Origin of the sequence: Wolbachia endosymbiont of Ctenocephalides felis wCfeT, from assembly GCF_012277295.1 — a bacterium.
Classification (GTDB): Bacteria; Pseudomonadota; Alphaproteobacteria; order Rickettsiales; family Anaplasmataceae; genus Wolbachia.
Window position 1 is genome coordinate 982,691 of record NZ_CP051156.1, and the last position, 21,686, is coordinate 1,004,376.

Here is a 21,686-nt window from a genome sequence, read left to right on the forward strand (position 1 = left end):
GTTTAACTCGGTGCTTGGAATTTTTTAATCAATTTCTTCACATTAACTGTATACACTCCAGATGAAGGCCCTTGCTCACGTGAAACATCAGGTTTTGCACCTTTTTTGTTATTACCCCGAGTAGTATCACACACTGCAATATTACCCTTTACATGTTTGACACTTGGATCTGATTGAAATGTATGATCCCTCTTCATCTTCTCTTCAAGCGCATTGCCATCGTGTGTAATCATACACTTTTCTGTAGCTGAGTAAGGTAGCTTGGTGCCAGAAGTTATGCTGCTATACTGAATATTAGCATCAATGCGTTGTGATGGATGAACAGGTTTGTTTGGATCAAAGGGCTTCTTATTGATATATGCTGGATTCCAATTACGATAATCTTTAGCGCCCACAGGAGATTTTTTAGCTTCACCTTGCTGCGGAGAAGAAACACCTGGAACTTCTTTAGTCTATTCTGAAACAGTAGGTTGAGCAGAAATGCTTATAGTTTCTTTATTACCATTACCTTGTTGTGGAAAAGAAATACCAAGAATTTCTCTTTCTTTTTTACTGAGTGTTCTTAGAACTTTCATAGTTTCTAATTCACCTATCGCACCTGTACTTCCTTGCTGATCTAAAACATTCTGCTCTGAAACAGTAGATTGAGTGGAAACACTCCATGATGAATCATTGCTATCACTTCTTTCCCTTGCCATTGGAATAAATGGCACAGTTTTTTTACCAGCCTCAAGAACTTTTAACCATTGCTCTTTTTTATCCTTAGTATATTGATTGGGTAGCTGTTGCTTCGCTTTTTTTGGATCAGCAGAAGTTACTTTCTCTTCTTGCCTTAAGATAGGATCTTGAGCAACAGAAGTAGAAATACTACCAGGCGTATTAGCAGAAGTTACTTTCCCTTTTTGCTTATAGGCTTGCTTTGGTACTCCAGTGAGATTCTTTCTTGTAAGATGAATAAAATCACCCTGTTTCACTTTATGTTTAAATTCTTTTGGCTCTTTACCAATCGTGTTTATTGATTCATTAGATGAAGAATTCTCATACTGTATAAACTTTGACCGAGCTTCAGCAAAAGAAGTGTTAGAAGGTGTCTGCAAAGTATGTAGAAAAGTAGAAAAAAGGACAATTATGTGATACAAGGATAACTTTAACATGTATCCAAGTGACATAAAAGACAGTGAATGGGAAATTTTAAAGCCATATTTTGAGCCAAAAAAGACAGGTAGACCAAGAAAACACGATATTAGAACAATTATTAATGCAATAAGGTACGTAATGAGAACAGGCTGCCAATGGAGACAATTACCTAAGGATTTCCCACCATGGAAGACAATTTACAGTTGGAACACACGACTAAAAAACACTGGAAAATGGCAAGAAATACACGATATTTTAGTAAAAAAAGTAAGGGAGGTAGTTGGTAAAAGAGCCACACCATCAGTTGGAATAATTGACAGCCAATCAGTAAAAACGACTCAAAAAGGGGGGCCAGAGGTTACGATGCTGGCAAGAAAATAAAAGGTCGAAAACGGCATATTATTGTAGACACGCTAGGACTCGTGATTACGGCAGATGTACACAGTGCAAGCATCCAAGACCGCGAGGGAGCTTTAGATCTTCTGGTAAAAGCAAAACAAAAAATACCAACATTACAGAGGTTTTTTGCTGATCAAGGATACACAGGTAACCTTAAAAACAGATGCTTAATAAAAACAGGATGTTTATTTACAATAGCAAAAAAAGCTCCTAATATTGCGGGATTTGAGGTTATACCGAAGCGTTGGATTGTTGAAAGAACTTTTGCTTGGCTTTCCAATTTTAGGCGTATGAGTAAGGATTATGAGCATTCTCCTCAAACTTCGGAAACCAATATTTTCTTTAATATGACTACTATTATGCTTACTAAATTAGCTAATTCTTGAGTTTGCAGACACCTTCTTAGATTGTCGTGTTTTTTGAGATGTAGCCATTTTTACCTCCAAATCTATTAACTATTTAATTATAAGCTTGAAAATATTAATTTTATTATAATAAGCCTACAGACCCTTCAATGAGCATCGATACAGGGTTTTCTATATAGCTCTTAAAAGCATTTAAGAATTTCGCTCCTAGTGCCCCATCAATTGTTCTGTGATCAACAGAAAGTGTTACTGTCATTATTTCTGCTACCCCTATTTCCCCATCAATAACAACTGGTTGCTTTTGAGATGCACCAACAGCTATAATGCACGACTGTGGTGGATTAATTATAGCGCTAAAGGTCTTAATACCAAACATGCCTAAGTTTGATATAGTGAATCCTCCACCTTGAAACTCTTCAGGTTTTAATTTTCCAGATTTTGCTCTACTCACTAAATCCTTCACTTCTCTTGATATTGACAAAATGCCCTTTTTATCAGCACTTTTTACTATAGGAGTAATCAATCCATCATCAAGAGCAACAGCAATTGAGATATCTATATTAGAGTACTGCAGTATTTTATCATCTATCCAAGAAGAATTTACTTCAGGAAATTTTGCCATGCTAAGAGCTACAGCTTTGATAACCAGGTCATTAATTGTAACTTTACTGCCCTCACTTGCAGAGTTGATATCATTTTTACACGATATTAATTTATCCACCATGCAGTCCACAGTTAAGTAAAAGTGTGGAACATTCTGCTTAGACTCAACAAGACACTGCGCTATAACTTGGCGCATGCTGCTTACTTCAATCACCCTATCTTCTTCAAATCTTTCACAACTTTTACCATTACCTAATCCACTATTACCTAAAGATTCCAACACATCAGCCTTAATTATACGGCCATATGGCCCTGTACCCTTTAATTGCTTTATATCCACTTGCTTGTCTTGAGCAATTTTTTTAGCTAAAGGGCTTATTTTTGCCCTGTTTTCTGCATAATCCTCTGTCATCTGAGTAGCTGACACTGGGATTGATTCTTTTTTTTCTTTACTGGATTCCAGCGTCGCGCGCTGGAACGACAATCCAGATTCATCAGCTTCAGCATTACCAGCAGAAGTTGTGGTATAGCCATCAAGTACACTGCTATCTTCCCCTTCTTCAAGCATTAAAGCTATAGGTTGATTAACAGGCACACCACTTGTTCCTTCTGATACTAAAATTTTGCCTACAATACCTTCATCTACAGACTCGAACTCCATTATAGCCTTGTCAGTCTCTATTTCAGCAATTACATCACCTACTTCAACTTTGTCCTGTTCTTTTTTATGCCATTTGACAATTTTCCCTCCAGTTTTACTCATTGTAGGAGAAAGAGCAGGCATTAATATTTCTATAGGCATTTATTGTGTATTTAAAGATCTATTCAATTTTTAATTTACTCTTTATCTTATGTCAATCTAATCGTGAATTATGATTAATAAGTTTATCATATTATTTTCTTTGTTACTTAGTTTCAGCTTATTTGCAAACGACTTTGTTTCAACAAAGTCAAATAAAATCAATATGAGAACAGGGCCAGGATTCCACTACCCTGTCAAGTGGATATACACTTGCAAAAACCTACCCCTAAAAGTTATGGAAGAATTTGAGGATTGGAAAAAGGTTTGTGATATAAATGAAGATTGTGGATGGATAAAAAGCAGCTTACTTAGCGGTAAACACTATGCAATAATAAAAGAAGATACTTGTGGCTACCAAAAACAGAGTATTGACAGCAAGGTTACTATGGAAATAGATAAATTTGTTGTCATGAAAATAGAAAAATGCAGTGAGGAGTGGTGCTTTCTTTCTGCCCCAAAACGTAAAGCATGGGTGCAGAAAAAATACGTATATGGTATTGATTAGTATCAACCAAGAATGTCATCACTGCCAGGATTATAAGGCGGAGAAAGAAGAACATAGTCATATTCTTCATCTGAGCTTTCTCCATATGAAGAGCCAAGATCATCTGAATCATCACTTTCCTCATCAGAAGAGCCTGAATCATCTGAACCAGTATCAGAACCTTCTTCACCTGCAGAATCAAGATCAACTACATTTCTGTCAAATGAAGGATTAGTTTCATCTGCCTCACCACAAAATGCTTTTAACATCTGTTCAGCAGACAAGTTTAATATTTCCATAATAGATTTTTCACTATATTCTCTTAACGACTGATCAAACCTAGAAAGCATTTGAAAAAATTCACTGCCTTCTCTTTCAGCTTCACTATTTATTTTACTTGAAATACTTTCAATGTTGCATTGTCTTATTTCTTCACGTGTTATACCAATTGCATCTGCAATATTTTTATATTGGACTTGACACTCACCACTTCCAACTATGCAAAGGGCGATGGAGTTAGAAATCTGGCTTGCAGCAGAATCATGCATAGATTCAATTGCAAATCTATGTGCAACACGAGCCAAATAATTATCCTGATATTTAATATCAAAATACTTAATGTGAAATTGTTGTTTTATCAGGTTATAAATTTCGTTTTTTATTGACATGAGATACCTCCTTACACTAATGAAGTCCTGCTCTACAAAATATAGTAGCCAGACTTAAATATCAAGTACTTTATCTTAATTAATTATTAAAGTAAGATAACAAAACATCTGCAATAGGTTTTAAGTGGTACTAAAGTTAGTTTCTGTAGAAAAGAGTTTTAAAGGCAGTCCTTCTGTCATAAAAGATATAAATCTAAATGTTGCAAAAGGGCAAGTAGTTGCATTAATTGGAGGCTCAGGGTCAGGAAAAACAACTATATTGCAAATTGCAGGCCTACTGGACAAACCAACCTCAGGTGCAGTTTTAATAGATGAAGTAGATTGTACAAAAATTAGCAATAAACTTAAGACCAATATCAGAAAAAATTACTTGGGCTTTGTTTATCAATTCCACTACCTATTGCAAGAACTATTGGTACTGGAAAATATTGCACTTCCTCAACTTATTGCAGGAAAAAGCAAAGCTGAGGCAAGAAAAAATGCACAGGCAATATTAGAAAAATTTAACATGGAAGCCAAAGCAAACAGCATGATATCTGAGATTTCCGGTGGAGAAAGGCAGAGAATTGCGATTGCAAGGAGTATTCTAAACTCTCCAAAACTTTTACTTGCAGATGAGCCCACAGGGAATTTGGATCCTACAAACTCTTTGAACGTATTTTCTCTGCTGTATTCATATGTAAAGGAAAACAATAACTCTATGCTGATAGTAACACATAACCATTCTCTTGCAGAAAAAGCAGATTGTGTTTTTCAATTGCAAAACAAGTCATTAGTAAAATTGTAACTGTAAAGGTCAAGTAATTTGTTGATCTTTACACAGCAGCTTGGCTCAAGGAGAGACTACAAGAAGGAGGGGCCACCGCAATGCGGTGGCTTTTAGGCAAAAATGATTTTATGTTAGTTTTCCGCAAGTTCTATAGTTTTACCCCATGCATAGTCTTTAGTCTTGCTAGTGACCAGACTGTATCCATTCAGGTGTATGGCTTAAGAAGCAATAGCCAGTAGGTTTTGAAAAGGATTTAACTTCTTTTGCCTCCAAGTCAAGTACAATGAAATTATCCTCTCAAGAAACATATTTCCCCGTTTCGATTGTGTAAAATATGAAACTTTTCGGTAAACAACGTAATGCCGAATCTGTCGCTCAGCATAGTTGTTTGTCAGTGGAATATTTTCTGGATCGTCCAAAAATTTCCACATCATCAGATCCGATTTCATGATATTTTTTGCTACTCGAGACGCTCCAATTGCCTCAGGTAAATTTGATATATTCTTTAAGTAATATCTCGTTCGCTTGCGTAATTTTCTTGCTCTTCTTATGAACCTTAATGTGTCTATTTCATCCTTTAACAGAGCTTTTTTCAATGCAAATAATTCAGTAGCAACATTCCTTAAATAATACCCCAAAACTTTCACTTCGCTATTCCAACTATGAGACAACCTTTCAAAATCTCTTGCTAAATGTGCCCAACAGACCTGCCTTTTCTTGCTGGAAAAGTAGTTGTAAGCTGCATATCTGTTGGTCACTACTAGGTTGTTATTCTTTCCAAATTTACTATTTTCCAGGACTTTCATCCCTCTTGACTCTGTCAATTTGATCACACTTCCTATTTTGCTCGCAAACATCCAGCACCAGCCCTGTTTACCTTTGTTGTAATGGCTAGTTTCATCGATATGTAAAATTTTGCTCTTGCTTACCTCTTCCTCAATTTGCTCATATGCTTCTTGGCATTTTTCTGCCACTCTAGCCTCGCTATTTGATACACTACCGACGCTGATATCCAGGTTGAAAATGTCCTTTATAATATTTGCCACTTCTTTTTTCGAATTCTTGTAAAATCCACTTAATGCTGCAATTACTGACTTAACTCTTGGACCAAATGTGTCCGCAGTTACTCCTTCTTGTAGCTTGCTACTTTTTCTTTTTCCACATCTTTTGCAACGTCCATGCTCTAGTTGATATTCAACTACATACGGCTTGATTTCCGGCAAATCGACCTTTTGATGAGTATACGGATCTTTTGATACCGCAATTTCTCCTCCGCACTCACACGTATTGGGCAGTTCTATTTTTACCATCTCATCTGCCTCCATTTTAGGGCGGTAACTGCCTTTATGTCCAACCTGTGCTCCTACTTTCCTGTCACTTTTTGGCTTATTTTCCCTCATCTTATATAATTCTTTGGAGCTTGGTATAGATGAATTTTTTGAACTTAAGCCAAGCCTTTCTTTTAACTCAGCGTTTTCGATCCTTAGCGCTTTATTTTCTGCTTTAAGCTCTTCTATTTTTGTTTCTAACTTTTCTATAGTCTGCTTAAACTTTCGCAAAATTCTAAAAGATCAACCATATTACCTCACAGCCACTCTAGTTTACCTTTTTAGCATTCCTTGTCTACTCTTCATTTTACCGCCCGGCTGAATGGATACTTATTTTCCTCTTAATATTAACTTGACATAACTTTAAGGAAAACTTGTCTGGTTGCGGGGGTAGGATTTGAACCTACGACCTTCAGGTTATGAGCCTGACGAGCTACCGAGCTGCTCCACCCCGCGTCGTTGTTTATTTATCCATTATATTGTGATTATATTAAAGCACAAGGATAAATCTCAACATGAGCGCATATTTTTTAACCATTATTGACATAATAATTAGATATGTACGTAATAATATACAGAATGAAAAATATAACTTAATACTGTGGTTTCCTGTATTTCAGTGTGCAGGGATTTTAATCTACTTTTCTTTAAACTCTGAACCAAGCTTCATTTTTACAGTGTCCACCTTTCTCTTGCTTGTACTCACACTGATTTTGATTGCGATATTGTGCAAGAAACACTCAATGAACTTGGTGTTGTCCAAGTGTTCCGATGCTGGAATGAAAAATGACTATAGTATGACAATAGGAGTTCTATGCATTGCCGTAATTGCAGTATTAATAGGCTTTACAGCAAGTAAATTGAGAACAACCTTAGTTGACACTCACATTCTCAGTAAAGAGAGATATGTAAAGGACATAATAGCCACAGTGAAGGATATTAACGATAAAGGTAAATATAAAAACTTCTGCTTTATGAAATAAAGCCTTCTGCTATCCCAATTGGGGTCCAGAATACATGGATTTCAGCGTCACGTGCTGAAATAGCATTGCTGAATAATATCAGAATCTCAGTCAGAACTAAAGTAGAAGAGGGTATCAAAATTGGCGATCAAGTAAAATTATCAGTAAAACTTTTTCCCTTAAAAATTGCACCTGCAGAGTATGCGTACGATTTTGCGAGAATAGCGTATTATCAAAAAATAAGCGCTACAGGTTTTGCAACGAGTGCGGTAGTGTTACATAAAAAAGCTGAAACTAAAAAATTTCAAGAATACATTGAATCTTTCCGGCAATTTATTTATGAAAATCTTCAGAGAAATATTAAAAAACCACATGCAGATATAATTTCCGCATTATTAATTGGCAAAAAAGATGGCATAGATCAAAAAACTATGGATGCCATACGCGACTCGGGTATTGCACATTTATTTGCTATTTCAGGTCTCCATTTATCTTTTATTGCTGGGTTATTTTTTGTGGTATTTCGTAATTTACTTGCGTTGTCTGAAGTTTTAACTCTTCGCTATAATACTAAAAAAATCTCTGCTTTTTTTACTATGTTACCAACAACATTTTATTTGTTAATTACGGGCATGCAAATTTTAGTTCAGCGTGCTTATATCATGGTAATTCTTGTGCTCATTGCTATCGTGATAGAAAGAAAATATCGCGGTTTAATTGTAATTGCATTTGCTGCTTCGGCAATATTGATATTAGAACCAGAGGCAATTTTAAAACCCGGTTTTCAAATGTCATTTTCTGCGGTGTTGGCATTGGTGGCGAGTTATCAGATTAACGCTAATAAATTGTTTAACATAAAAGTAATAAGGTATTTTGTATCAATTATGATCAGCTCAGTAATAGCAAGCCTAGCAACTGTACCTTACACAATATATAATTTTAACTATTTTTCAATATTTTTCAATCAGTGGTATCATCACCAACTTGATTGCTATACCGATCGTTACACTCATTATTATTCCACTTGGGATAGTTTATATTCTACTCATTCCCTTTGGTGTTGAATGGATTATTGCACCTATTGTAGAGCGCCCAATTAATAGTGTCTTGTATATAACAAATACTATTGCTGATCTTCAGTATTTAGTGATTCCTATACGCACTTTCCCTGCTTCATCCATTATTATCATAACACTAGGATTATTATGGCTGTGCTTATGGGAAAGAAATTGGCGTTTTTTTGGAGTATTCTTTATTGTGTTAGGTATTTGTTCTAGTGCTTTCTATAAAACTCCTGATATTTTAATAAATGCTGATAACATTGCTGTTAAAGAAAGTGATGGCTTGTTGTATTCTCTCAATAGAAAAAATAGAAATTTTGTCGTCAAAACATGGGCAAAACAAAATGGGCAGAATCAAGTTTTGAGCCATAAGAAGTATAATAGCCTTGACAAAAGACTAAACTGTGGCGATCATGGCAGTATATACGGGGGAGGAAAATCAATTCTGCTGGCTAATGAGCAAGGGGATATATTGGAGAATTGCGATAATGTTGATCTGATTGTTCAATTAAGCAAATTCAACTATTCAGCTTGTAATACTAACATTATTAAACATGCTGATTCAGAAACATACGCAATTTGGTTAAAAAACAATGAAGTAAAAGTGAAAAAAGTGCGCTCCAATAGGCCTTGGCATAAGTAAAAGAGCTTGATTTTAAAGTCTTGTTAACATATAATTAAATTAATTAAGATTTGAGTAAGTCATGCATACTAATGATACCAATGTTTTCAGTGAAAACCTAAATCATAACATGAGTGGAATAAGTAAGACTGTTAGTTATATTCCTAAAATGTTGCGTGGGATAAAAAAATATACTTTTGTTGGGTATCTTTTTACTGAAAGGATTAAAGAAGCTGAATTAGACAGAGAAATCAGGGGTGGCAAAAAAAACGGACGTGGCGAAGAAGAAGTAAGTCAGATTGACGGAACAGCCGTAAAAATAGAGATTATTCCAGATTTTAGCCCTTTAGGTTATAAAAAAGGAAAATTTATAATAGCTATACCAATTTCTAAGAAGCAAAAGGAAGTATTAGATGATCAAAGGAAGGAAAATGCGATCAGGATAATGCTTGGCATGTTTGTTCTAACTGCTACTGGAGTTGTACTTGTTCTCGTAATAGGGCAGTCATTTAACTTGCCAGTTCTAGGTGCTGTATTGGCATCGATTATTTTGCTTGCTGGCGTAGCCAGAGCAATCCAACTCTTAAAAAGTAATACAATAGATAATGATCTCGATTCTGTTCGGCTTTGTTGCATCGCTCTTTGGATAGGAGGCAATGCATAATAAATTCATGAAGCTATCTCAAATTTAGCCATGCCTATTTCAGTAAATTTGTTCAGCAAATAACACTTGAGTAGCATTTCTTTCTCACGGTTAATCTCAGATTTGTTCCTAAAACTAAACCCAAATGTTTGCTTCAGTCGCGAGAAAAAACTTTCTATATAAGATCTCTTCCCATAATTTATCTCTTTTTTCCACTTCTTCATACCATCTTCACCATATGACTTTATGAGCTTGATTGTAGAATTTCTCTCAGCCATATAATCCAGCTTTGGATGCTCCACTGCATTGTTTTGCAGAGGAATTTTTGTCTTTATGCCAAGCTCATTGCACAATTTGTATAACTTCTTTCGATTATATGCTCTGTCTGCATATAGTGTGCTTATATTGTATTTAGCATTAGCCCTTGCAATAAGATCACAGGCTCCATAGTGGTCAGAATAAACTCCACTACTGTATTTTGCAGCTATGACTTTTTTGCTACCTATCTCCAGCATTACATGCAATTTTCTTGTTTGCTTATAGCCACGGTACTTTCTATCTGTACCGTTTGCCTTACTATGGCCTGGAATATTATTGTAGATGCTTATTCCAGTACTATCTATGGCGATCTCAATATTTTCCATACTGTTTTTATCATGTCTTCGATCATTAATTTTTAAGTTAAGCTTTTTGAATCTTCTGGAAGCCTGGGAATAGCTGATAACTTGCAAATTTTTCCCTATTTGCTCAAGGTATCCCGCTATAAACCCCACCGTTTGTCTTAGGCCTATTCTAAACAAATAAGTTATTATGTGAATTAGAATTACGACTTTATCACTATAAATATTGTTGCTACCGGCCATTTTGGGACTTTTTTCGTACCAATTTTCTATGGCATCGTTGACGTAATAAAAAATATTTCCTCTTTCTTGGAGAAATTTGTTATATTCGTAGCAGTTACTGACTTTCATTTTGACTGGCATATTTTTCCTTTGTCGGTTAAATGCCTGTTTATAATGAATTTCGTCAGTAACTCCCAGTTCTTTTTACTTTAGCTATGCAACAAAGCCATTCTGTTCCAAAATTTGGTGCTTTAGATGTACTCCCATGGAGAGAGCCTGCTGTTGTTGCAGTGATGCCAAGGAAAGCGACAAGTGAGGAGAAGAATGATCTATCTAGATTACCTTCAAAGCTCTATGACACATTAAATGCGGTAAGTGACAATAGCAGAGCAGTTGCTGATCAGGTTGGTGTTGGTGTAGATGCAGTTGTAGATACATCTGAACATGTTAATTCTGCTGCAGATACACTAAAAGATACTGCAAATAAATTCAATCCATCTACGTGGTGTATTGCATTTCAGAGTGCTTGTCAGAGAGTTTCCCTCGGAGCTTTAAAGCGTGCTGCTTGGAATACTTGGTTTTCAGATAATGGTCACCAACCAACCGATACTAACAGCGGTTTAGGTTCTGTAGAAGACCTGAGTAGCAATGGGATGCAGTCAACAAATAGTTTAGATTCTGAAACTAGCACTCTTGAGGAACAGCTTCGTATTCAAAAAAAGCTAGAAAGAAGAGCAAGAGTAGAAAATAATCTATTAAAATCAGATGAAAAGACAAAAAAGCTAGAGAAAGAAAATGCAAAATTGAGAGAGGCCTTTTCAACAAGAAGAAATGGATGAACGGAGAAAGATAATCAACGGTCCAGCAAAAGAGTTTATTTATGGCGAGTTAGATTCTATTAAGTTTTCAGGAGAAATAAGGAATGAGCAAGGAGGGATAGACAAGGTTGATCTTACATTACATGATTTTTCTTGTAAAGCAGGAATTCATTGGCGAAATAGTTCACTGACAACCTGTGATATTGAGAAACAGGATCATCCTCGTAATTCTCAAATTCCACCGGGTACAAAAATTAATTTTGAAAATGAACACTTAAATAAAGTACTTGAAAAGGTTAATAGACAACCAACTCGTAGTGCAGGGTAAAGTTGAGGTTAGATACCTATATAGCTGAAAAGTGCAGCATATCACGCAGCAGGGCTCAGAGGTTGATAAAAAATGGGCAAGTGAAATTGCTTGAGGTACCCATCACTGATAATGATCACTTAGTAAAGCCAGATGAGGAGTATGCGGTTGGTATTGTTTCTAATAATGAGCCTATTTCCATTCGACCTAATTATGATATCAAACTTGACATCATGCATGAAGATGAGGATATCATAGTGCTAAATAAGCAGAGTGGGCTTACTGTCCACCCTGGTGCTGGCACAAATAGTGATACACTTTTCCATGCGCTGGTTGCACATCTTGGCTATAAGTCTGGAATTGTCCATAGGCTTGATAAAGACACCAGTGGACTGATGGCAATTGCAAAAAATGAAGGAGCACATAGCTTTTTGTCTGAATCATTATCAAATCGTCAAATAAAGCGGGAATATTTAGCAGTAGTGTGGGGAGTATTGTCCTCTCAACATGGAACAATAAAAACTAATATTGCTCCAAAACGTGGCAATAGAGAGATGATGTGCATAACAAAAACTATAGGTAAATTAGCAATTACTCACTACTTAGTGCAAAAAATTATAGGAAAGACAAGTTTAGTAAAATGCATTTTAGAGACGGGAAGGACACACCAAATTAGAGTGCACATGAGTCATATTGGACATTCTATAGTCGGTGATCAAGTCTATGGAAAAAATAGTAGCAAAAGTACAAAATATACTAAAAATTCTAACTTTATTTGTAATTTTAGCAGGCAAGCATTGCATGCTTATAAGCTAGGGTTGTATCATCCGAAAACTAAAGAATACATGGAGTTTAACTCCGATTTGCCACAAGATATAAAAACTTTAATGAATGAATTCGAAAACTTTTAAAGAAAAATGTACAGTATTCATCTCCTTTAGTTAACTGCAGCTAAAGCAAATACAATTCACATAAGAAATCAATGATCGCGTCATACCTTTAGTATAAAAACTTGCATTTCCTTAATGCATGTTTATAATAGCATGTATATTGTGGTGTGAGGCCTATGAATCCAAAATTAAAAAAATTCCTAGTTATTTGTGCGTATGTTGCATTAATCTGTGCTGCTCTTGCAGCGATCTTTTTATCTTTTTATCTACTTGATGTCATTGTGGATATGTTATATGAATACCTTCTTGCTAAAACTTCAAGTGAAGCTCTAGCTTTTTTTGGATTGCTTGCAGTTCTTCTTGCTGCTTTACCTGTAGGCCTTGGTATACATATTCTCTGTTCTGCTCTTACGGACAGAATCACAAGTAATTACGAGTCCTTTAAAAATAATAACAATAATAGTTTCTCTGAGGTGTATAACGATCCAACGGTCAGGATAAAAGACAAAATCTTATTTTTTCATATATCTTTAATATATTATATTCAATCACCATTATTATGGTGCTCATCCAAAATACAGTTTGTGACTGCTGGGTTTGCAAGAGGCGATGTAAGGGCAGCAATATTGCCTCTATTGATAAATGTTATATTATTAATACCAGTAATAATACTTGAATTAATAAAGTACCCATTAATAAAACTCTTCTCACCTTTAGGCTTAAATGTTCATCAGCTTAGTTTTTTATTTAATGTAAGTGATGTAGGAACTGGTAGTCAAAACGTTCATACCAGAAGTTTTGAAGAAAGTATTGTTAGATGTGCTAGAGAGTTAAAGATAAAATATAGAAATCAATTAAATGAGCTAGGTCAAGAGTTTAATGAGCTAGGTCAAGAGTTTAATGAGCTAGATCGAGAGTTTAAAGATTTCATAAGTGGGCTAACAAACCAGCAAAAATCGATGATAGCACCTTATTTAAAATTGGATGGCTATAGAGAAGGACCATGGGTAAATTGGATGGATTCTAAAACTGGCTTAACACTAACACAAGCGATAAATTTAGTTTTGATTGCAGCAAGAGAGCAAGGTGCAGATAGAGAATTGCTGAAATCCATACTATTAGTGCGTTTTGAGGAAAGTAACCGCCAATGCGGACCTGGTATGCTAAATCGTATTATTTATGCATTAAGCGGCCTTGAAGCAAGGAATAATTTTGTAGCTCAGCTGGAGCCTCAAATGATAGGAGAGCTAGCTGGCAATTCTACTAAAAGATTTCTTGAAAGATATATATGTAAGCACTATCAGAAGATAAAAATCTTAAAAGAAAATTTTGATGATTTATACTCACTAAATTCTGGAGTGGATTTAAGCAACGCAAGTGACGAGATAAGGGATGGAGTTTCTTATACAAGAAATGCTATAAAAGAGTTTGTATTTAGAGAGCTCTACGTAAAATTTTACAATGATTATGGAGAACATATCAAACGAGGTGAAATAAAACAAAAGCTAAAAGAGTTAATAACAGATGCAGTTATTGATGCAGCAATATATGCCAAAATAGATGAAATCAATATTTCTGAAGAACCACCTACTTACCTTGAAAAAGTAAAAGAATTTGTAGCGAATCATGTAAGGTTTGCTGCTGTCTGAAGTTTTATAAATTTTAATCTTGCTGCTACTTTATGTGTAGGTATTATTGTACTTTCATTTTTTGACATGCTCAATGATTTCTCATAGAAAGTTGCAGCATTCTTAAAATCAGATAAATTGTCTAAAATAACCGCTAAGTTATAAGTATAAAAAACGTTACTTTGGTTAAGAGAGACAGCAGTTATCATATATTCTTTAGCTTTCGCAAAGTCTTTTTTGTCCATATAAAGCAAACCTAGGTTAGCAAGCAAAGGAGCGTAATGCTTATGTGTCTCAAGTAACTTTAACATTTCACTTAATGCTAGGTTAGGATCATAATGTGAAACGATTGTGAGGAAATTCTCTAATATGTAAGGATGGTTAGGATATTCTTTTAACAATCTTTGATATATCTTTGTGGCTCTTTCATATTCTTTATTAGCATAATAAATGTTTCCCAATCCAATCAAGGCATTTTTATGGTAAGGAAATTTCGCAGTAACCTGATTAAGAAGAGAGATAGCTTCTGTTCTATTACCTGACTCAATAGAATCTTGTGCCTTTTTTAAAGTAGAATATATGTTAACAGAGTTTTGTGTGATTCTGATGTTAAATTTGTCACTTTTCTTTTCAAGAACATCAGGTTTGACATATTTTTTGTCAGTTTTTGTATTCTTGGCAACGCTATCAAAAGTTTCCTGTATTTCTAAAGCATAAAGAGAAGAAAAGTTTAATAAAATTATAATACAAATTAATAACACGGTAAAAATCTAAGAGTGCCAACTACCTATAGCGTATAATGGTAAAGATATTATTAATGTTGCTTCTGTAGAAATAAGCTAATAGACAACACTAAACGGCCAATGAAGCGGTTATGCTGAAGCCTTGCTGCTAAGTTCTATATCTATTCTAACAAAACATCTTAAATCCTCTTCAAATTTTGAAGAAAAGAGTTAAAATATTATCTAGAATGATTTTATAAGAGGTAAAGTGTTTAATTTCCCAAATACCAGATTAAGGCGTAGGCGTTCAAGTGAATGGATTCGTAACCTGACAAGTGAAAATACTTTGTCAGTAAATGACTTGATTTTTCCTTTGTTTGTTCATGACCAAAAAAAAACTACTGTGCCTATTTCTGGATTACCGGATGTTAAGTGCTATTCAATGGATGGATTGATATCTATAGTTAAAGAAGCTAAAGATTTAGGTATTAATGCTGTTGCGATTTTTCCTGTAGTGGATAGCAAATTAAAATCTGAAAATGCTGAGGAAGCTTATAACTCTGAAAACTTAATCTGCAGGGCAATTTGTGCTATAAAATCGAAAGTACCTGAAATTGGTGTTATTGCGGATGTTGCACTTGATCCATATACTACCCATGGTCATGATGGCATTTTAAAAAATAGCCAAGTAAGTAATGATGAAACTGTATTATTATTGTGTAAGCAAGCGCTTGTTCTGGCAAAAGCGGGGTGCAATATTGTCGCTCCTTCTGATATGATGGATGGAAGAATAGGAGCGATTAGAAAGGTGTTGGATAATAATGACTTTCAAAATGTATCAATATTGTCTTATGCGGTAAAATATTGCTCTCACTTTTATGCTCCGTTTAGGCAAGTTGTTGGCTCATGTGGGCCGTCAAGTTCTATTGATAAGAGTGGCTATCAAATGGATTATGGAAACATACATGAAGCAATTTGTGAAATTGAAATGGATATAAATGAAGGTGCTGACTTTATTATGATAAAACCTGGCATGCCGTATTTGGATGTGATAAAAACTGCAAGTGAGAATTTTAATTTTCCGATTTTTGCTTACCAAGTAAGTGGTGAGTATGCAATGATAAAAGCTGCGGCAAATAATGGATGGCTTAATTATAATAAAGTAATTTATGAGTCTTTAATTAGCTTTAAGCGTGCAGGTACAAGTGCAATATTTACCTATGCTGCACTTGATGTTGCGAGAAACATGGCTTGTGTATAGTATCCATTCAGCCGGGCGGTAAAATAAAGAGTAGGCAAGGAATGCTAAAAAGGTAAACTAGAGTGGCTGTGAGGTAATATAGTTGATCTTTTAGAATTTTGCGAAAGTTTAAGCAGACTATAGAAAAGTTAGAAACAAAAATAGAAGAGCTTAAAGCAGAAAATAAAGCGCTAAGGATCGAAAACGCTGAGTTAAAAGAAAGGCTTGGCTTAAATTCAAAAAATTCATCTATACCAAGCTCCAAAGAATTATATAAGATGAGGGAAAATAAGCCAAAAAGTGACAGGAAAGTAGGAGCACAGGTTGGACATAAAGGCAGTTACCGCCCTAAAATGGAGGCAGATGAGATGGTAAAAATAGAACTGCCCAATACGTGTGAGTGCGGAGGAGAAATTGCGGTATCAAAAGATCCGTATACTCATCAAAAGGTCGATTTGCCGGAAATCAAGCCGTATGTAGTTGAATATCAACTAGAGCATGGACGTTGCAAAAGATGTGGAAAAAGAAAAAGTAGCAAGCTACAAGAAGGAGTAACTGCGGACACATTTGGTCCAAGAGTTAAGTCAGTAATTGCAGCATTAAGTGGATTTTACAAGAATTCGAAAAAAGAAGTGGCAAATATTATAAAGGACATTTTCAACCTGGATATCAGCGTCGGTAGTGTATCAAATAGCGAGGCTAGAGTGGCAGAAAAATGCCAAGAAGCATATGAGCAAATTGAGGAAGAGGTAAGCAAGAGCAAAATTTTACATATCGATGAAACTAGCCATTACAACAAAGGTAAACAGGGCTGGTGCTGGATGTTTGCGAGCAAAATAGGAAGTGTGATCAAATTGACAGAGTCAAGAGGGATGAAAGTCCTGGAAAATAGTAAATTTGGAAAGAATAACAACCTAGTAGTGACCGACAGATATGCAGCTTACAACTACTTTTCCAGCAAGAAAAGGCAGGTCTGTTGGGCACATTTAGCAAGAGATTTTGAAAGGTTGTCTCATAGTTGGAATAGCGAAGTGAAAGTTTTGGGGTATTATTTAAGGAATGTTGCTACTGAATTATTTGCATTGAAAAAAGCTCTGTTAAAGGATGAAATAGACACATTAAGGTTCATAAGAAGAGCAAGAAAATTACGCAAGCGAACGAGATATTACTTAAAGAATATATCAAATTTACCTGAGGCAATTGGAGCGTCTCGAGTAGCAAAAAATATCATGAAATCGGATCTGATGATGTGGAAATTTTTGGACGATCCAGAAAATATTCCACTGACAAACAACTATGCTGAGCGACAGATTCGGCATTACGTTGTTTACCGAAAAGTTTCATATTTTACACAATCGAAACGGGGAAATATGTTTCTTGAGAGGATAATTTCATTGTACTTGACTTGGAGGCAAAAGAAGTTAAATCCTTTTCAAAACCTACTGGCTATTGCTTCTTAGTATCCATTCAGCCGGGCGGTAAAATAAAGAGTAGACAAGGAATGCTAAAAAGGTAAACTAGAGTGGCTGTGAGGTAATATGGTTGATCTTTTAGAATTTTGCAAAAGTTTAAGCAGACTATAGAAAAGTTAGAAACAAAAATAGAAGAGCTTAAAGCAGAAAATAAAGCGCTAAGGATCGAAAACGCTGAGTTAAAAGAAAGGCTTGGCTTAAATTCAAAAAATTCATCTATACCAAGCTCCAAAGAATTATATAAGATGAGGGAAAATAAGCCAAAAAGTGACAGGAAAGTAGGAGCACAGGTTGGACATAAAGGCAGTTACCGCCCTAAAATGGAGGCAGATGAGATGGTAAAAATAGAACTGCCCAATACGTGTGAGTGCGGAGGAGAAATTGCGGTATCAAAAGATCCGTATACTCATCAAAAGGTCGATTTGCCGGAAATCAAGCCGTATGTAGTTGAATATCAACTAGAGCATGGACGTTGCAAAAGATGTGGAAAAAGAAAAAGTAGCAAGCTACAAGAAGGAGTAACTGCGGACACATTTGGTCCAAGAGTTAAGTCAGTAATTACAGCATTAAGTGGATTTTACAAGAATTCGAAAAAAGAAGTGGCAAATATTATAAAGGACATTTTCAACCTGGATATCAGCGTCGGTAGTGTATCAAATAGCGAGGCTAGAGTGGCAGAAAAATGCCAAGAAGCATATGAGCAAATTGAGGAAGAGGTAAGCAAGAGCAAAATTTTACATATCGATGAAACTAGCCATTACAACAAAGGTAAACAGGGCTGGTGCTGGATGTTTGCGAGCAAAATAGGAAGTGTGATCAAATTGACAGAGTCAAGAGGGATGAAAGTCCTGGAAAATAGTAAATTTGGAAAGAATAACAACCTAGTAGTGACCGACAGATATGCAGCTTACAACTACTTTTCCAGCAAGAAAAGGCAGGTCTGTTGGGCACATTTAGCAAGAGATTTTGAAAGGTTGTCTCATAGTTGGAATAGCGAAGTGAAAGTTTTGGGGTATTATTTAAGGAATGTTGCTACTGAATTATTTGCATTGAAAAAAGCTCTGTTAAAGGATGAAATAGACACATTAAGGTTCATAAGAAGAGCAAGAAAATTACGCAAGCGAACAAGATATTACTTAAAGAATATATCAAATTTACCCGAGGCAATTGGAGCGTCTCGAGTAGCAAAAAATATCATGAAATCGGATCTGATGATGTGGAAATTTTTGGACGATCCAGAAAATATTCCACTGACAAACAACTATGCTGAGCGACAGATTCGGCATTACGTTGTTTACCGAAAAGTTTCATATTTTACACAATCGAAACGGGGAAATATGTTTCTTGAGAGGATAATTTCATTGTACTTGACTTGGAGGCAAAAGAAGTTAAATCCTTTTCAAAACCTACTGGCTATTGCTTCTTAAGCCATACACCTGAATGGATACGCTTCTTAAGCCATACACCTGAATGGATACGTTTTAAGCTATTTAGCAACTAAGGATAAAAAGTATTGGTTGCCTTCTCTTTTAGGTGCTAGTTCTACCTTTGCAATATCTTCAGTATCTCTAATTAGTCGTTCTAATTTTTCTAGTCCAACGTCAGTATTTATGAGTTCTCTGCCTTTAAATCTCATTATGACTTTTATTTTATGACCATGAGTAAGAAAACCCCTTGTTTGACGTAATTTTGTTCCATAATCATGATCACCAATATTCGGACCTAATTTTATTTCTTTGATAGTTAATGTTCTCTGTTTCTTTTTTACTTCACTTGCTTTCTTTTTTGCATCATATTTTTGTTTGCTGTAATCAAGGATTTTACACACCGGAGGAGTTGAATCAGGTGCAATTTCTACCAAATCTAAACCAACACTCTGTGCAGACATTAAAGCCTTTTCTATCGATACGATGCCAATCATCTGACCAGTATGATCAACTAAACGTACTTCAGCAGCTGTGATTGATTCATTAATTCTATTTTTGTTGTTCTTTTTTATTTGCAAATTTTTATTCCTCTAATTTAAATTAATATTTTCTAATAGCAATTGAGCAGCTTTTTCAAAAGAAAAAGATTCTTGCTTTTCTGATCCCAAACTTCTAACTGATACAGTTTTATTTGTAACCTCATTCTTGCCTATAATCCATAATATAGGCACCTTATTTAAGCTATGCAAGCGTATCTTATAATTAATTTTTTCATTGGTCAAATCAGTTTTTACCCTAACACCTTGCTCTTTTAGGGTATTACTAATTTCCTTAGCATATTCATCAGCTTCGTTGGTAATGGTCAAAACAGCAAGTTGCGTTGGAGCAAGCCACAACGGAAACTTTCCTGCATAATTTTCTATTAAAATGCCAATAAAGCGCTCAAAAGTGCCAAGAATTGCTCTGTGTAGCATTACGGGATGATGTTTTTGCCCGTCTGCTCCTATATAAAAAGCTCCTAGCCTTTCTGGGAGAATGAAATCCACCTGCAGCGTTCCACATTGCCAGCTTCTGCCTATTGCATCTTTCAAAACAAATTCTAACTTTGGACCATAAAACGCACCTTCACCAGGATTAAGTTCATAGCTTAAACCTGCTTCTTTAACAGCTTCAAGCAGTGCTTTTTCAGCTCTGTCCCATACCTCATCTATTCCTGCTCTTACTTCTGGCCGATCTGAAAATTTTACAGAGATTTCATTAAACCCAAGTTCTGAGTATACTTCTTTTAGAAGGTCACAAAACTTCACAGTTTCAGAATTCACTTGCTCTTCCATGCAAAAAATATGTGCATCATCTTGCGTAAACCCACGCACTCGCATCAGCCCGTGCAAAGAACCTGAGCTTTCGTTTCTATGGCACGTACCAAATTCTGCCATACGTATGGGTAAATCACGATAGCTCCTAGTGTGAGAATTGAAAATCTGTACATGACAAGGGCAATTCATCGGCTTTATTGCCAATTTTTTGCTTTCAGATTCATCAACAATAAACATATTCTCACGAAACTTATCCCAGTGGCCTGATTTTTCCCACAACTCTTTACTCACTAAAATAGGAGTCTTTACTTCAAAATAGCCATTATTGGTTAATTTTTTCCTTATATAAGATTCAAGAACGTTATATAAAGTATATCCCTGCTCATGCCAAAAAATTTGCCCAACTGCTTCATCTTGAATATGAAACAAATCCATATCCTTTGCGATCTTTCTGTGATCGCGTTTTTCTGCTTCTTCTAATCGTATGAGATAAGCATTGAGTTCATCCTTATTTCTCCACGCAGTGCCGTATATTCGCTGAAGCATAGGCCTACTTGAATCGCCACGCCAATACGCTCCTGCAACTTTCATCAGTTTAAATGCTTTTACCCTACCAGTTGATGGCGAATGTGGACCGCGACATAAATCGACAAAATCGCCCTGCCTATAGACAGTAAGGTTTTCATTTTCTGGTATAGAAGAGATAATCTCAACTTTATATTTCTCACCTATGCTATTAAAAAAATCAATTGCTTGCTTGCGAGTCCATACTTCTCGAACGAATTTATAGTTGCTTTTGATGATTTCCTTCATTTTCTTTTCTATTGCAGTAAGATCGTCGGTTGTAAAAGTGCGATCTGTAGCAAAGTCGTAGTAAAAGCCATCTTGAATTGTTGGACCTATAGTAATTTGAGTACTTGGAAATAGCTCTTTCACTGCCTGTGCCATAATGTGGGCAGCATCGTGTCTTATTATATCAAGGCCCATATCACTATTTAAGTTTATAACTTCTATTTCAGTATCGGATTCAATTTCACGTGAGAGATCATATAACTCTCCATTTACTTTAAGTGCAACTGTTTCTTTTATAACATCTGGCTGCAATATATCAAAACCAGTAACTCTACCAGTATATTCTTCTATTTTCTGCTCAGCTGAAAAGGTGATTCTAACCATCAATT

General features: G+C 35.5%; 16 protein-coding genes, 1 tRNA gene and 5 pseudogenes. 12 read left to right on the forward strand and 10 right to left on the reverse strand.

The genetic code is table 11. The features are described 5' to 3' along the window. Positions 1 to 2 precede the first annotated feature (2 nt). The gene (locus HF197_RS04785; RefSeq protein ID WP_168464463.1) at positions 3 to 395 is read right to left on the reverse strand and encodes a hypothetical protein; all 393 of its coding nucleotides are present in this window, start codon (positions 393 to 395) and stop codon (positions 3 to 5) included. A gap of 57 nt (positions 396 to 452) precedes the next feature. Then, on the reverse strand, positions 453 to 1,154 hold the full coding sequence (locus HF197_RS04790) for a hypothetical protein (RefSeq protein ID WP_168463777.1): 702 nt from the start codon (positions 1,152 to 1,154) through the stop codon (positions 453 to 455). Here HF197_RS04790 and HF197_RS04795 point away from each other — a divergent pair. Continuing rightward, a pseudogene (locus HF197_RS04795) lies at positions 1,153 to 1,922 on the forward strand (IS5 family transposase). The gene HF197_RS04790 and the pseudogene HF197_RS04795 overlap by 2 nt on opposite strands. A 103-nt stretch (positions 1,923 to 2,025) precedes the next feature. Here the strand turns inward: HF197_RS04795 and HF197_RS04800 are convergent. After that, positions 2,026 to 3,306 carry a pyruvate dehydrogenase complex dihydrolipoamide acetyltransferase gene (locus tag HF197_RS04800; protein WP_168464464.1) on the reverse strand — a complete coding sequence of 427 codons (1,281 nt, stop codon included), beginning with the start codon at positions 3,304 to 3,306 and terminating at the stop codon, positions 2,026 to 2,028. A gap of 70 nt (positions 3,307 to 3,376) precedes the next feature. Between HF197_RS04800 and HF197_RS04805 the strand changes: the two genes are divergently transcribed. Further along, complete coding sequence (locus HF197_RS04805) at positions 3,377 to 3,811, forward strand: SH3 domain-containing protein (protein WP_168464465.1); 435 nt, start codon at positions 3,377 to 3,379, stop codon at positions 3,809 to 3,811. Positions 3,812 to 3,813: 2 nt separating this feature from the next. On the opposite strand, the gene HF197_RS04810 is transcribed toward HF197_RS04805, so the two are convergent. Further along, positions 3,814 to 4,458, reverse strand: a complete 645-nt coding sequence (locus HF197_RS04810) for a WBM0748 family T4SS-associated protein (protein WP_246168450.1) — start codon at positions 4,456 to 4,458, stop codon at positions 3,814 to 3,816. Between the two features lie 124 nt (positions 4,459 to 4,582). Here HF197_RS04810 and HF197_RS04815 point away from each other — a divergent pair, with 124 nt between their 5' ends. Beyond that, positions 4,583 to 5,245: an ABC transporter ATP-binding protein gene (locus HF197_RS04815; RefSeq protein ID WP_168464466.1), complete on the forward strand. Its 663-nt coding sequence runs from the start codon at positions 4,583 to 4,585 to the stop codon at positions 5,243 to 5,245. 200 nt (positions 5,246 to 5,445) lie between these two features. Here the strand turns inward: HF197_RS04815 and tnpC (HF197_RS04820) are convergent. Then, positions 5,446 to 6,806: pseudogene (gene tnpC / locus HF197_RS04820) on the reverse strand (IS66 family transposase). A 128-nt stretch (positions 6,807 to 6,934) separates the two neighbouring features. Then, positions 6,935 to 7,011 (reverse strand) — tRNA-Met (locus HF197_RS04825). A 323-nt stretch (positions 7,012 to 7,334) separates the two neighbouring features. Between HF197_RS04825 and HF197_RS07655 the strand changes: the two are divergent. Together HF197_RS07655 and HF197_RS04835 are read left to right on the forward strand one after the other, a co-directional pair. Then, positions 7,335 to 9,221, forward strand: a pseudogene (locus HF197_RS07655) (ComEC/Rec2 family competence protein). A 61-nt stretch (positions 9,222 to 9,282) separates the two neighbouring features. Then, positions 9,283 to 9,864: a hypothetical protein gene (locus HF197_RS04835; RefSeq protein ID WP_168464467.1), complete on the forward strand. Its 582-nt coding sequence runs from the start codon at positions 9,283 to 9,285 to the stop codon at positions 9,862 to 9,864. Positions 9,865 to 9,869: 5 nt separating this feature from the next. Here the strand turns inward: HF197_RS04835 and HF197_RS04840 are convergent, their stop codons facing one another. Beyond that, positions 9,870 to 10,826, reverse strand: coding sequence for an IS5 family transposase (locus HF197_RS04840; protein WP_168463866.1), 957 nt, complete (start codon positions 10,824 to 10,826; stop codon positions 9,870 to 9,872). 74 nt (positions 10,827 to 10,900) lie between these two features. Between HF197_RS04840 and HF197_RS04845 the strand changes: the two genes are divergently transcribed. The 4 genes from HF197_RS04845 to HF197_RS04860 all read left to right on the forward strand — a co-directional run bounded on the left by HF197_RS04845 (position 10,901) and on the right by HF197_RS04860 (position 14,349). Further along, a complete protein-coding gene (locus HF197_RS04845; RefSeq protein WP_168464468.1) occupies positions 10,901 to 11,524 on the forward strand; it encodes a hypothetical protein in 624 nt (207 codons plus the stop codon). Then, positions 11,517 to 11,831: a hypothetical protein gene (locus HF197_RS04850; protein WP_168464469.1), complete on the forward strand. Its 315-nt coding sequence runs from the start codon at positions 11,517 to 11,519 to the stop codon at positions 11,829 to 11,831. The genes HF197_RS04845 and HF197_RS04850 overlap by 8 nt, the downstream gene beginning before the upstream one ends. A 2-nt stretch (positions 11,832 to 11,833) precedes the next feature. Then, a complete protein-coding gene (locus HF197_RS04855) occupies positions 11,834 to 12,721 on the forward strand; it encodes an RluA family pseudouridine synthase (protein ID WP_168464470.1) in 888 nt (295 codons plus the stop codon). Between the two features lie 155 nt (positions 12,722 to 12,876). Then, positions 12,877 to 14,349, forward strand: a complete 1,473-nt coding sequence (locus HF197_RS04860) for a hypothetical protein (RefSeq protein WP_168464471.1) — start codon at positions 12,877 to 12,879, stop codon at positions 14,347 to 14,349. Here the strand turns inward: HF197_RS04860 and HF197_RS04865 are convergent. Beyond that, the gene (locus HF197_RS04865) at positions 14,325 to 15,098 is read right to left on the reverse strand and encodes a tetratricopeptide repeat protein (RefSeq protein ID WP_168464903.1); all 774 of its coding nucleotides are present in this window, start codon (positions 15,096 to 15,098) and stop codon (positions 14,325 to 14,327) included. The two genes, HF197_RS04860 and HF197_RS04865, sit on opposite strands and share 25 nt — an antisense overlap. 220 nt (positions 15,099 to 15,318) lie before the next feature. On the opposite strand from HF197_RS04865, the gene hemB reads away from it, so the two are divergent. The 3 genes and pseudogenes from hemB to tnpC (HF197_RS04880) all read left to right on the forward strand — a co-directional run bounded on the left by hemB (position 15,319) and on the right by tnpC (HF197_RS04880) (position 19,189). After that, positions 15,319 to 16,311 carry a porphobilinogen synthase gene (hemB, locus tag HF197_RS04870; protein ID WP_168464472.1) on the forward strand — a complete coding sequence of 331 codons (993 nt, stop codon included), beginning with the start codon at positions 15,319 to 15,321 and terminating at the stop codon, positions 16,309 to 16,311. A 78-nt stretch (positions 16,312 to 16,389) separates the two neighbouring features. Then, positions 16,390 to 17,750: pseudogene (gene tnpC, locus HF197_RS04875) on the forward strand (IS66 family transposase). Positions 17,751 to 17,828: 78 nt separating this feature from the next. Next, positions 17,829 to 19,189 (forward strand): annotated as a pseudogene (gene tnpC / locus HF197_RS04880) (IS66 family transposase). Between the two features lie 59 nt (positions 19,190 to 19,248). Here tnpC (HF197_RS04880) and infC read toward each other — a convergent pair. Both infC and thrS read right to left on the reverse strand, forming a co-directional pair. Further along, complete coding sequence (gene infC, locus HF197_RS04885) at positions 19,249 to 19,767, reverse strand: translation initiation factor IF-3 (protein ID WP_168464473.1); 519 nt, start codon at positions 19,765 to 19,767, stop codon at positions 19,249 to 19,251. A 12-nt stretch (positions 19,768 to 19,779) separates the two neighbouring features. Further along, complete coding sequence (gene thrS / locus HF197_RS04890) at positions 19,780 to 21,681, reverse strand: threonine--tRNA ligase (protein WP_168464904.1); 1,902 nt, start codon at positions 21,679 to 21,681, stop codon at positions 19,780 to 19,782. Positions 21,682 to 21,686 lie beyond the last annotated feature (5 nt).